Raw genomic sequence first — 12,749 nt, 5'->3', positions numbered from 1 at the left:
ATCGATCGAGGGCGTTGTTTCACGTGAAACAACGCCCTCGGCGTATGCGTCGGGCGCTCATGTTTCACGTGAAACATGAGCGCCCGACGCGTTGAACGGCGGCGAGAGCGTCAGCTCTGCGCCTCCCACCACTTCTTCAGCTCCGCGACCGCTGTGTCGTGCTCCAGCGGGCCGTTCTCCAGACGCAGTTCCAGCAGGAACGCGTACGCCTTACCGATGACCGGGCCCGGCCCCACGTCCAGGATCTGCATGATCTCGTTGCCGTCCAGGTCCGGCCGGATCGCGTCCAGCTCCTCCTGGCTCTTCAGCTGGGCGATGCGCTCCTCAAGGCCGTCGTAGGTGCGCGAGAGAGCAGCGGCCTTGCGCTTGTTGCGCGTGGTGCAGTCCGACCGGGTCAGCTTGTGCAGCCGCTCCAGGAGCGGGCCGGCATCCCGTACGTAGCGGCGCACCGCGGAGTCGGTCCACTCGCCGTCGCCGTAGCCGTGGAAGCGCAGGTGCAGCTCCACCAGCTTCGAGACGTCCTTGACCATCTCGTTGGAGTACTTGAGCGCCGTCATGCGCTTCTTGGTCATCTTGGCTCCCACCACCTCGTGGTGGTGGAAGGAGACCCGCCCGTCCTTCTCGAAGCGCCGCGTCCTCGGCTTGCCGATGTCATGGAGGAGAGCGGCAAGCCGCAGAACGAGGTCCGGCCCCTCCTCCTCCAGGGCGATCGCCTGATCCAGGACGGTCAGGGAGTGCTCGTAGACGTCCTTGTGCCGGTGGTGCTCGTCGCTCTCCAGCCGGAGCGCCGGCAACTCCGGCAGGACCTGCTGGGACAGCCCCGTCTCCACGAGGAGGGACAGGCCCTTGCGGGGATGCGCGGAGAGCAGGAGCTTGTTCAGCTCCTCGCGCACGCGCTCGGCGGAGACGATCTCGATCCGGCCCGCCATCTCCGTCATGGCGGTGACGACCTCGGGGGCCACCTCGAAGTCGAGCTGTGCGGCGAACCGTGCCGCCCGCAGCATGCGCAGCGGATCGTCGGAGAACGACGCCTCAGGGGTCCCGGGCGTACGCAGGACCCGCTCGGCCAGGTCCTTGCGGCCGTCATGCGGGTCGATGAAGACCTTCTCCGGCAACGCGACGGCCATGGCGTTGACCGTGAAGTCGCGCCGTACGAGGTCGTCCTCGATGGAGTCGCCGTAGGACACCTCCGGCTTGCGCGAGCTCCTGTCGTACGCCTCCGACCGATACGTCGTGACCTCGATCTGGTAGCCGTTCTTCTGCGCCCCCACCGTGCCGAAGGCGATCCCGACCTCCCACACGGAGTCCGCCCACGGCCTGACGATCTTCAGCACGTCCTCGGGGCGGGCGTCGGTCGTGAAGTCCAGGTCGTTCCCGAGCCTGCCGAGAAGTGCGTCACGGACCGAGCCGCCGACCAGTGCGAGACTGAATCCGGCATCCTGGAATCGGCGGGCGAGATCGTCGGCGACCGGGGCGACCCGCAGCAGTTCGCTGACTGCGCGGTGCTGCACCTGGGTCAGGGCGCTGGGGTTGTCTTCGTTGGCATTCGGCACAACAGAAAAGGGTACGTGCACGGACCGGTCCGGACGTCACCCATTTCCCGGGCCCTGCGAGACTCTCCCGATCATGCAGCACACTCCCCGGCACTTAGCCCCGGCGCACCTCGTTACCATGCGGGGACGCAGCAACGGACGACGATCGACAGCAGTTGACGATGACGAGGGACGGGTACGCGTGGCCGAGGCGGCAGACATCCAGGGGATGAATCCCTCTCCTGCCCGCCGGTGGCTGCGGCGCACAGCCGCCGTGCTTGCCGGGGCGCCGCTCGTCGCCGCTCTGCTGGCGGGCGCCTCCGCCCCGCAGGCCCGGGCCGACGCTCCGGCCAAGGCGCCGACGGGTTCCAGCACGGTGTCGGTGTCCCTGGACGAGATCACCCCCAGCGCCCCGGAGAAGGGGGACACGCTGCGGATCTCCGGAACGCTGACCAACAAGGGCAAGGACACGATCACCGACGCGCAGGTCGACCTGCGCGTCGGCCCCCGCCTCTACAGCAGGACCACCATCGACGCGGCTGCTCGGCGCACGGGATACCTGCCCGGTACCGACCCCTATCCGGTCGGGGGCAAGTACACGGTCGAGATCGACAAGCTGCGCTCGGGAATCAGCCAGGACTTCACACTGTCCGTCCCCGTCAGCAAGCTGGACCTCGGGGACGACGGGGTCTACCAGCTGGGCGTCTCGCTGTCGGGGCGCACCTCGCACACCGTGTACGACCAGGTGCTCGGCATCAAGCGGACGTTCCTGCCCTGGCAGGACGGAGACCGCGACTCCAAGATCGGCATGAGCTACCTCTGGCCGCTGATCGCGTCCGCGCACCTCACGGCGGAGACCGGCTCGGACGAGCAGCAGACCCCGGTGTTCGCCGATGACGACCTCGCCGCGGAGATCGCACCGGGCGGCCGGCTCGAACAGATGGTCTCCCTCGGCAGCCGGCTGCCCGTGACCTGGGTCATCGATCCGGACCTGCTGGCCAGCGTCGACGCGATGACCAAGCCCTACCGGGTCAAGTCCGGCGACACCACGGTCGCCGGGACGAACCAGGACGTGGCCAAGAAGTGGCTGACCTCACTGGAAGCGGCCGTGTCCGAGGGCAAGGTCGTGGCCCTGCCGTTCGGCGACCCCGACCTGGCCTCGATCGCCCACCGCGGCAAGAACGTCTCGGGCACCCTCAGCCATCTGCAGACCGCCAGCGAGGTCGCCGGGATGACGGTGGAGACGATCCTCCACCTGAAGCCGTCCACCGACTTCGCGTGGCCGGTCGACGGTGCGGTGGACCCCTCGATCGTGGACGTCGCCACCTCGGCCGGCGCCCACCATGTGATCGCCCGCAGCGACAGCCTCGCAGAGACCGGGAATCTGGTCTACACGCCCGCCGCCGCCCGCCCGATCGGCGGTGGCACCACGGCGGTCGTCGCCGACGCGAGGCTCTCCACGGCCTTCCAGGGCGACATGGGCAACGCCGGAAGCTCCACGCTCGCCGTGCAGAAGTTCCTCGCCCTCACCCTCGCCCTGGCCGAGCAGGACACGGACAAGGACCGTTCCGTCGTCGTGGCACCCCAGCGCACGCCGACGGTCGCCCAGGCGCAGTCGATGGCACGCGCCCTCCACGCACTGGACGACGACCGCTGGACGAAGTCCGAGGGGCTGGCCCAGGCGGCGGCGACCAAGCCGGACTCCGAGGCGACCACCCAGGTGCCTCCGGCGTCCCGGTACCCGAAGCAGCTGCGCCGCCAGGAGCTGCCCACGCAGGCGTTCCAGGACATCAAGTCCATCCAGTCCTCGCTCAACAACTTCCAGGTCATCCTCACCCACCCCGAGCGTGTGGTGACCCCCTTCGGCAACGCCGTCAACCGGTCCATGTCGACCTCGTGGCGGGGGAGGCCGCTCAAGGCCCAGCAGTACCGGGACTCGGTCCGCACCTATCTGCAAGGGCTCGTCGGCGAGGTCCAGCTCGTCCCGAAGTCGGACATCACCCTGTCCGGCCGCAGCGCCACGATCCCCGTGACCGTGCAGAACCGGCTGCTGCAGGACGTCGATCACCTGGTGCTGCGGCTGAAGTCGGACAACGCGACCCGGCTCAAGCTGAACGACGGCGGCAGCATCGCGGAGCAGCCCATCCAGATCGGCGCCGGGCACAGCCAGTCCGTGAAGTTCGACGCGGCGGCCAACATCAACGGCCAGGTCCAGATGACCGCGCAGCTCTACACGGAGGACGGGACTCCGTACGGCGAGGAGATGGCCTTCACCGTGAAGGTCTCCGAGATCACCCCGACGGTGCTTCTGGTCATCGCCGGCGGGCTCCTGCTGCTGGTGCTGGCCGGCATCAGGATGTATGCACATCGCAAGCGCGCCAATGCGGGCGGCGCGGCGGGCGACGACGGCAGTGAACCCGAGCAGCCGAGTGACCCGACGCCGGACACCGGTCCCGAAAGCGCGGAGCCGTCGGGCACGGGTGAGAAAGTGGACCGTTGAGCGATGTCTGTCGTGGCCGGTCGGCCGGGGACGATGAGGTGGGGTTTCGATGAACGCGCCGTACGACGGTGACCGCGGTCAGGGTACGGGCGGGGCCGGGTATTCCGGCGGCCCTCCGGTGCCCCCTGACCCGCAGCAGCAGCCGGCGCCGGACCCGTATCTGCAGTCCGCGTACGACTACGACCCGTACCGGGCCCAGGACCTGTCCGCCCAGGACCCGGTGGACGAGGCGCTGTACGACCGCGCCGCGCATCCGCCGCCCCCTCCCGGCACCTACCAGCAGCCGCAGCCGCTCTACCAGCAGCCGCCGTCGCCCCAGTACGCCCCCGACCCCCGCATCTGGGCCCAGACGCCGCCGCCCGAGCCCGCCGGACCCTCGCGCCACCTCCCGTACGGTGACAACGCCGCGACGACCCAGTTCGTGGGCGTGGACGACCTCGTCACCCAGGCTTCCGCGAACCGCGACGAGCCCGACGCCTTCGCCCACCTCTTCCGCGACCAGGAGGGCCCCGCGAACCCGGGCGCCGCTCCCGCCCCGGCCCAGCCCGAGCCCGCTCCGGCACCGGCCAAGTCCGGTGGCCGCGCCTCCAGCCTGCTGAAGTCCAGCGCGGTCATGGCGGCCGGCACGCTCGTCTCGCGCCTCACCGGCTTCGTCCGCAGCCTCGTGATCACCGCGGCGCTCGGTGCGGCCCTGCTCGGCGACAGCTTCACCATCGCGTACACGCTGCCCACGATGATCTACATCCTCACCGTGGGCGGCGGACTCAACTCGGTCTTCGTCCCCCAGCTCGTCCGCTCGATGAAGGACGACGAGGACGGCGGCGAGGCATACGCCAACCGCCTCCTGACCCTGGTGATGGTCGCCCTCGGCCTCATCGTCGCCGTGGTGGTCTTCGCGGCCCCCTGGCTGATCCGGCTGATGTCCTCGACGATCGCGGACGACCCGGCGGCCAACAACGTCGCCACCACCTTCGCCCGCTACTGCCTGCCCACCATCTTCTTCATGGGTGTGCACGTGGTGATGGGGCAGATCCTCAACGCCCGCGGGAAGTTCGGCGCGATGATGTGGACCCCGGTCCTGAACAACATCGTCATGATCTTCACCTTCGGGATGTTCATCTGGGTCTACGGCACGTCCCACGAGTCCCACATGGGCGTGGACACGATCCCGCCGGAGGGCGTGCGGCTCCTCGGCATCGGCACCCTGCTCGGTCTGGTCGTGCAGGCGCTGGCCATGATCCCGTATCTGCGCGAGGCCGGCTTCCGCTTCCGTCCGCGGTTCGACTGGAGGGGCCACGGGCTGGGCAAGACGATAAAGCTCGCGAAGTGGACGGTGCTGTTCGTCTTCGCCAACCAGGCCGGTGTGCTGGTCGTCACACAGCTCGCGACCTCGGCCGGCAAGGCGTCCGGGCAGGACGGCGCGGGTTTCCTCGCCTACTCCAACGCCCAGCTGATCTGGGGCATGCCGCAGGCGATCATCACCGTCTCGGTCATGGCCGCCCTGCTGCCCCGGATCTCCCGGGCCGCCCACGACAACGACCCGGGCGCCGTCCGCGACGACATCTCGCAGGGGCTCCGGAACTCCGCCGTGGCCATCGTCCCGGTCGCCTTCGCGTTCCTCGCCCTGGGTGTGCCGATGTGCACCCTGCTCTACTCGTCCAGCGGCCCCGAGGCCGCGCGCTCCATGGGCTTCATCCTGATGGCCTTCGGCCTCGGCCTGATCCCCTACTCCGTGCAGTACGTGGTGCTGCGCGGGTTCTACGCGTACGAGGACACCCGCACGCCCTTCTACAACACCGTCATCGTCGCCCTGGTCAACGCGGCGGCCTCCGCCCTCTGCTACGTCGTACTGCCCGCCCAGTGGGCCGTGGTCGGCATGGCCGCCTCGTACGGCCTGGCCTACGCCGTCGGCGTCGGGATCGCCTGGCGCCGGCTGCGCAACCGGCTGGGCGGCGACCTGGACGGCGCGCACGTGGTCCGCACCTACGCCAGGCTGTGCCTCGCCGCACTGCCCGCCACCGTGGTCGGCGGCGCCGTGGGCTTCGGTCTTCTGCAGGTACTCGGGGAAGGCGCCTTCGGCTCGCTCGCCGCCCTGGTCTGCGGCGGTGTCCTGCTCCTGGGAGTGTTCTTCGTCGCGGCGAGGAAAATGCGGATCGAGGAGATCAACGGCATGGTCGGCATGGTCAGGGGGCGGCTCGGCCGCTGAGGTCGGCCGGCCCGCACAACCATCGCCGGTCTCCGCGTGTCGTGCATAGCGCCGGAGTGTGGGCACAATTGGCGTGACTGTGCAGAGCAGAGCTGGCTGGCATCGCGCAACGGATGGGGAGGCAGGAACGACGGTGGCGGAACGTAGCACGGCTGCCGTCGACGTGGCCGACAACAGCGGGGACAAGCCGCTGGCCGCCAAGGCGGACGAGGCCACGACCGACGGTACGGCAGAAGCGCAGGACGCGGCGGAGACGGGCTCCCAGGAGGAGAACGACGAGAAGACCGCATCGAAGACCTTCCCGGCCGCCCCGGACCTGCACAGCGGTCACAAGCTGGCCGGCCGGTACCGGCTGGAGGAATGCGTCACCCGTCTGGACGGGTTCAGCAGCTGGCGTGCCGTCGACGAGAAGCTGCGTCGCGCGGTGGGTGTCCACCTCCTGCCCGCGGAACACCCACGGGCGCGCTCGGTTCTGGCCGCCGCCCGGTCCTCCGCGCTGCTGGGCGACCCGCGCTTCGTGCAGGTCCTCGACGCCGTCGAGGAGGACGAGCTCGTCTACGTCGTCCACGAATGGCTTCCCGACGCCACCGAGCTCACGGCCCTGCTGAGCGCGGGCCCGATGGACGCCCACGACGCGTACCAGCTCGTCAGCCAGGTCTCCCAGGCCATGGCGGCCGCGCACCGGGAGGGCCTGGCCCACCTGAGGCTCACGCCGGGGGCCGTGCTGCGCAGTTCGTCCGGCCAGTACCGCATCCGCGGCCTCGCGGTGAACGCGGCCCTGCGGGGCATCACGTCCGACGGCCCCCAGCGCGCCGACACGGAGGCGATCGGGGCCCTGCTGTACGCCGCGCTGACCCAGCGCTGGCCGTACGAGAGCGATGCGTACGGGCTCACCGGTCTGCCCAAGGGGATGGGGCTGCTCCCGCCCGACCAGGTGCGGGCCGGGGTCCACCGGGGCCTCTCCGAGATCGCCATGCGGGCTCTCGCCAACGACGGCGCGACGGCGTCCCGCCAGGAACAGCCGTGCACCACACCCGACGAGCTCGCCAAGGCCGTGGCGGCCATGCCCCGCATCCCTCCGCCCGAGCCCGTCTTCACCGCCCCGCCCGAGTACCAGCGGACCACCTACCAACAGGGCACGTACGGAAGGCCGGCAGCCGGAGTCGCCGCCCCCCAGCCCGTCGTGCCGGTGCCCCCCGCGCCCTTGCAGAGCCGCACCGGCAAGGCCCTGAAGTGGGCCGTGTCCGCGCTGCTGATCGCCGCCCTGGGCCTGGGCAGCTGGCAGCTCGCCGAGACGCTCATCGACCGGGACAACGACTCGGGCGGTGACCCCGGCACCACCCAGTCCAACCCGGAGAACAACGACCCCCCGCCGGTCGAGAAGAGCAAGCCCGTCCCGATCGTCCACGCCAAGGACTACGACCCGCTCGGCCCGGACGGCAGCGAAAAGCCTCAGAGCATAGGCAACGTCTACGACAGCGATCCGAGCTCGTACTGGTACACGGACTGGTACGCGACCGCCGGCTTCGGCAACCTGAAGACGGGCGTCGGCGTCGTCCTCGACCTTGGCACCACACAGCAGGTCGGCAAGGTGGACGTGTCCTTCCTCGGCGGCACCACCGCGGTGGAGCTGCGGGCAACCAGCGGTTCAACGATCCCGGCCGCGCCCACCGGCTTCGACACAGTCGCCCAGGGGTCGGGGACTCAGGTGTCACTCAAGCCCGCCAAGCCCGTACAAGCCCGGTACCTGCTCGTCTGGCTGACCAAGCTCCCACCAAGCGGTGAGGGGAACTTCCGGGGGAAGATCTCAGACATCAAGGTCACAAGCTGACAGCTTCGAACGCGAATGGGGCTGGGCCGGATCCGAGGATCCGGCCCAGCCCCATTTCCTTGCCCGCGAGCCGATTCAGCGGTCAGTACGAAGGCGTCTTCGAGTGGAGGCTCACGTTGTCGTACTGGGACCAGCCTTCCGCGTATGCGGAGAGCGGGTCCTTGTCGTAAACCATGGCCGTATAGCAGGTATATGTGCCGAGCGACGAGCTGTAGGAAAGCTTCGTGCAGTTATAAGATTTACCGTCCGAGTTCCGCATGATCTGGGCCTTGCCCCACACGTCCTCGGAGAGGCTGATCCGTGCCCACGCGGTGTGGCACTTGACGCTGTACCGCAGCTCAATGGCGCCGAGCGTCCAGCTGGAGGTGCCGATCAGCGCGCGCTTCACGGTGGTGGCGTCGCCGGAGCACCCGGCGGAAACGGGATTCTTCCCGTCCATCGAATAGGTGGCCGCCTGTGCGCTCCCCGGGAGCAACGCCACGAGCACGGGTGCGGTGAGAACGGCCGGGAGAACCTTTCCCAGGTATCGCTTCACATGCTTCTGAATCACGTGGTCCCCTTTCTGATTTCCCTCAATATAGGGCGGACAGGGCACCTCCGAAGGGCGAGCGAATCGCGCCTTTTTATCCTTCATACAATCCAACCGCCCTCGCCATTTACTTCCCGGCGTGGATCGGTTTGAATGCACGGATGGCGACAGCTGAGGGGGGAGACCGCGAGCGCTACGGCGTCGATGCCGCCGATCCACCGAGCGACGCGGATCTCCTGGCTCAGCATGTGGAGGGCGACCCCGACGCCTTCGGCGAGCTGGCTCGACGCCACCGCGACCGGCTGTGGGCCGTGGCCCTGCGGACGCTGGGCGATCGCGAGGAAGCGGCCGACGCCGTACAGGACGCCCTGATCTCCGCCTTCCGCGCCGCTCACACCTTCCGGGGCCAGTCCGCCGTCACCACCTGGCTGCACCGCATCACGGTGAACGCCTGCCTCGACCGCGTCCGCAAGGCCGCGTCCCGAAAGACCTCGCCGGTCGACGACCCGGAACGGCTCGACCAGCTGCTGGAGCCGCACGAGTCCGCGGAGGCTCCGGCGGAACGCCACGATCTCCACCGGGAACTTCTCGCGGCGCTGGCCACCCTCCCCGCCGAACAGCGCGCAGCGCTCGTCCTCGTGGACATGCAGGGCTATCCGGTGGCGGAGACCGCTCGCATCCTCGACGTGCCCGTGGGCACCGTGAAAAGCCGCTGCGCACGGGGCCGCGCCCGCCTGGCACCCTTGCTGAGGCATCTTCGCGGCGACGGTCACACCGACGAAGCTCCCGGTACGGAAGGGAACCGGACGCCCAGAGCATCCGTCCCACCGGCAGCCGGTCCACGAGACGCGGACACGAGCGACCCCACTGTGATGAAGGGCGGAGGTGGACACCGATGACGTCAACACCCGGCACGACCCAGCACCCGGAAGTCTCGGAGATCTCCGACCTGGCCGAGGACCTGCTCCCCGAAGTCCGCGCAGCCGAGATCCGCAGCCATGTGGACGCCTGTGAGCTCTGCAGCGATGTCCTCGCCTCCTTGGAGGAGATTCGCGGGCTGCTCGGCGACCTGCCGGCCCCCGAGCCCATGCCCGCAGACATCGCCGACCGCATCGATGCCGCTCTCGCCGCCGAAGCGCGGACTCAGTGCGCGGAGCGGGATGCGGCGACCGATGTTTCACGTGAAACAGAGGCCGCACATATAGCCGGGCCCCCTCCCTCCCGATCACACGCCTCGGATCGTCCGGCCGGACATGCGCGTGCGAACACGGGCCCCGGACGACACCCTGGCCGGAGGCGGCGCCGTACCACCCTGCTCGCCTCCGCGCTGGGAGCCGCTGCCCTGGTCGGCATGAGTGTCTTCCTGCTGCAGAACGTCCCAGGAGGAGAACGAGGCGATACCTCCGCCGCCGGAGTCAGCCAGGACACGAGGGCCACGGCCCCGAAGAGCCGCTCGCAGGAGTTCTCCGCAGCCACCCTCAAGGACCGCGTGCACACGCTGCTGGACCCTAGCGCCGGCACGAAGAGCCCGCAGTCGCCCAAGGAAGAGGGCGAGGCTCCCTCTGTCGGCTCGCAGTCCTCGCCGCAGTCCCGGCCCTCGCTCCAAGCGAACCCCTCGGACTCCATGTCCCCCGACTCCCCCCTCCGGGCCCCCGCTGTCACCGTCCCTGCGTGCGTGGAAGCGGGCATCGGCCGTAACAGCCCGGCCCTCGCCATCGAGAGGGGACGCTACGAGGGCACCGACGCGTTCCTCGTTGTCCTGGCCCATCCCACAGATCCGGACAGCGTTCAGGCGTATGTCGTCGACGCGGCCTGCGTGGGAGCAGAGCCCTCCGCCAAGGGGAAGCTGCTGCTGACGCACGCCTACGCGCGCCCCTGAGAATCGTGCCGCCAGCCACCCCGGCACGTCGGGAATGCATCCCCCGTAGGATCCGTTGGGTGGGGTGAGAGTCGTTGAACCTGCCCCAGTAGGCGTGGACAGTAGGCAGTCTGCAGAGACGAGGAAGAAACCCGTGAGCGACGTGCGTAATGTGATCATCATCGGCTCCGGCCCGGCCGGCTACACAGCCGCCCTGTACACCGCGCGCGCCTCGCTGAAGCCGCTGGTCTTCGAGGGGGCCGTCACCGCCGGTGGCGCGCTCATGAACACCACCGACGTGGAGAACTTCCCGGGCTTCCAGGACGGCATCATGGGCCCCGAGCTCATGGACAACATGCGCGCCCAGGCCGAGCGCTTCGGCGCCGAGCTGGTCCCGGACGACGTGGTCTCCGTCGACCTCACCGGCGACATCAAGACCGTCACCGACACGGCGGGCACCGTCCACCGCGCCAAGGCGGTCATCGTCACCACAGGCTCCCAGCACCGCAAGCTCGGGCTCCCCAACGAGGACGCCCTCTCCGGACGCGGCGTCTCCTGGTGCGCGACCTGCGACGGCTTCTTCTTCAAGGACCAGGACATCGCCGTGGTCGGCGGCGGCGACACCGCGATGGAGGAGGCCACCTTCCTCTCGCGCTTCGCCAAGTCGGTCACCATCATCCACCGCCGCGACACCCTGCGCGCCTCCAAGACCATGCAGGACCGCGCCTTCGCCGACCCGAAGATCAAGTTCGCCTGGGACAGCGAGGTCGCCGGAGTCAACGGCGAGCAGAAGCTCTCCGGCGTGACGCTGCGCAACACCAAGACCGGTGAGACGTCCGAGCTGCCCGTGACCGGCCTGTTCATCGCTGTCGGCCATGACCCGCGCACCGAGCTCTTCAAGGGCCAGCTCGACCTCGACGACGAGGGCTACCTGAAGGTCGCCGCGCCTTCGACGCGCACCAACCTGTCCGGCGTCTTCGGCGCCGGCGACGTTGTCGACCACACGTACCGCCAGGCGATCACCGCGGCTGGCACCGGCTGCTCCGCCGCCCTCGACGCGGAGCGCTTCCTCGCCGCGCTCGCTGACGACGAGAAGGCCGCCCCCGCGGCCGCCGTCTGACCCACGCCTCACTCACATCCCCACACACCCCGCGAAGTTAGGAGGCCGCCGTGGCCGGCGCCCTGAAGAACGTGACCGACGACTCCTTCGAAGAGGTCGTCCTCAAGAGCGACAAGCCCGTGCTGGTGGACTTCTGGGCCGCCTGGTGCGGCCCGTGCCGCCAGATCGCCCCGTCGCTGGAGGCCATCGCGGCCGAGCACGGCGAGATCCAGGTCGTGAAGCTCAACATCGACGAGAACCCGGCCACCGCCGCCAAGTACGGCGTCATGTCCATCCCGACGCTGAACGTCTACCAGGGCGGCGAGGTCGCCAAGACCATCGTCGGCGCCAAGCCGAAGGCCGCGATCCTCCGAGACCTCGAAGGCTTCATCGTTACCAAGGACCAGTAAGGCAGATTCTGCGTCCGCTTGTTTCACGTGAAACGGGCCCGTCCTTCCCAGGGCGGGCCCGTTTTGCATGCGGCGTTGAGCGCGTCTCACAACGGCCGCAGCGCAGGCTCCTTCTGTACCGCTCCCAGGAGCCGGTCCAGGGCCAGCTCGACGTCTTCCTTCCAGGAGAGCGTCGTACGCAGTTCCAGCCGCAGCCGAGGGTGCACCGGGTGCGGGCGCACCGTCTTGAACCCCACCGCCAGAAGATGGTCGGCAGGCAGCACGCAGGCCGACTCCTTCCACCGGGCATCACCGAAGGCTTCGATCGCCTTGAAGCCCCGCCGGATCAGGTCCTTGGCAACGGTCTGCACCATGACGCGGCCCAGCCCCTGACCCCGGTAGCCCGGCATGATCAGCGCGGTCATCAGCTGAACGGCATCGGGGGAGACGGGGCTCGTCGGGAAGGCGGTGGCACGCGGCACGTATGCGGGCGGTGCGTAGAGCACGAAGCCGGCCGGCACGTCATCGACGTAGACCACCCGCCCGCAGGAGCCCCACTCCAGGAGAACCCCGGAGATCCACGCCTCCTTCTCCCGGTCGGATGTCCCGCTCTTGACGGCGGCGTCCCCGCTGACCGGGTCGAGCTCCCAGAAGACACAGGAGCGGCAGCGCCGGGGAAGGTCGGAGAGGTTGTCCAGCGTGAGCGGTACGAGCCGACGCCCCATGAAGGCTGTTCCTCACTTCTCTCGCCCACTGCGTCATGGACGGAAATGCACTGCCAGAACGCATCGTAACCACCGCCAGA

General features: G+C 69.2%; 10 protein-coding genes. 7 read left to right on the top strand and 3 right to left on the bottom strand.

Going from position 1 to position 12,749, the window contains the following annotated elements:
• Positions 1-110: 110 nt before the first annotated feature.
• A complete protein-coding gene (locus ACIQZN_RS27375) occupies positions 111-1,553 on the bottom strand; it encodes a CCA tRNA nucleotidyltransferase (RefSeq protein ID WP_403999116.1) in 1,443 nt (480 codons plus the stop codon).
• A gap of 181 nt (positions 1,554-1,734) precedes the next feature.
• Here ACIQZN_RS27375 and ACIQZN_RS27370 point away from each other — a divergent pair, with 181 nt between their 5' ends.
• The 3 genes from ACIQZN_RS27370 (at position 1,735) to ACIQZN_RS27360 (ending at position 8,069) form a co-directional block, all read left to right on the top strand.
• Positions 1,735-4,032, top strand: a complete 2,298-nt coding sequence (locus ACIQZN_RS27370; protein WP_403999113.1) for a DUF6049 family protein — start codon at positions 1,735-1,737, stop codon at positions 4,030-4,032.
• Between the two features lie 49 nt (positions 4,033-4,081).
• Complete coding sequence (gene murJ, locus ACIQZN_RS27365) at positions 4,082-6,238, top strand: murein biosynthesis integral membrane protein MurJ (protein ID WP_403999110.1); 2,157 nt, start codon at positions 4,082-4,084, stop codon at positions 6,236-6,238.
• Between the two features lie 133 nt (positions 6,239-6,371).
• Positions 6,372-8,069 (top strand): protein kinase family protein, encoded by a 1,698-nt coding sequence (locus tag ACIQZN_RS27360; RefSeq protein ID WP_403999107.1) that lies wholly within the window; start codon positions 6,372-6,374, stop codon positions 8,067-8,069.
• Between the two features lie 82 nt (positions 8,070-8,151).
• Here the strand turns inward: ACIQZN_RS27360 and ACIQZN_RS27355 are convergent, their stop codons facing one another.
• Complete coding sequence (locus tag ACIQZN_RS27355) at positions 8,152-8,619, bottom strand: DUF2690 domain-containing protein (RefSeq protein ID WP_403999104.1); 468 nt, start codon at positions 8,617-8,619, stop codon at positions 8,152-8,154.
• A 140-nt stretch (positions 8,620-8,759) separates the two neighbouring features.
• Between ACIQZN_RS27355 and sigM the strand changes: the two genes are divergently transcribed.
• The 4 genes from sigM to trxA all read left to right on the top strand — a co-directional run bounded on the left by sigM (position 8,760) and on the right by trxA (position 11,965).
• On the top strand, positions 8,760-9,497 hold the full coding sequence (gene sigM, locus ACIQZN_RS27350) for an RNA polymerase sigma factor SigM (protein ID WP_403999101.1): 738 nt from the start codon (positions 8,760-8,762) through the stop codon (positions 9,495-9,497).
• Entirely contained in the window at positions 9,494-10,477 is a 984-nt protein-coding gene (locus tag ACIQZN_RS27345) for a hypothetical protein (RefSeq protein ID WP_403999098.1), read from the top strand. The genes sigM and ACIQZN_RS27345 overlap by 4 nt, the downstream gene beginning before the upstream one ends.
• Positions 10,478-10,610: 133 nt before the next feature.
• Positions 10,611-11,576 carry a thioredoxin-disulfide reductase gene (gene trxB / locus ACIQZN_RS27340; RefSeq protein ID WP_403999095.1) on the top strand — a complete coding sequence of 322 codons (966 nt, stop codon included), beginning with the start codon at positions 10,611-10,613 and terminating at the stop codon, positions 11,574-11,576.
• A gap of 50 nt (positions 11,577-11,626) precedes the next feature.
• Positions 11,627-11,965, top strand: coding sequence for a thioredoxin (gene trxA / locus ACIQZN_RS27335; protein ID WP_403999092.1), 339 nt, complete (start codon positions 11,627-11,629; stop codon positions 11,963-11,965).
• Between the two features lie 86 nt (positions 11,966-12,051).
• On the opposite strand, the gene ACIQZN_RS27330 is transcribed toward trxA, so the two are convergent.
• Positions 12,052-12,669, bottom strand: coding sequence for a GNAT family N-acetyltransferase (locus tag ACIQZN_RS27330; protein ID WP_403999089.1), 618 nt, complete (start codon positions 12,667-12,669; stop codon positions 12,052-12,054).
• Positions 12,670-12,749 lie beyond the last annotated feature (80 nt).

This window comes from Streptomyces sp. NPDC097595 (assembly GCF_044761525.1).
Classification (GTDB): domain Bacteria; phylum Actinomycetota; class Actinomycetes; order Streptomycetales; family Streptomycetaceae; genus Streptomyces; species Streptomyces drozdowiczii_A.
The sequence above is the reverse complement of the archived record's forward strand: the minus strand, read 5'-3'. Positions and strand labels throughout refer to the sequence as shown.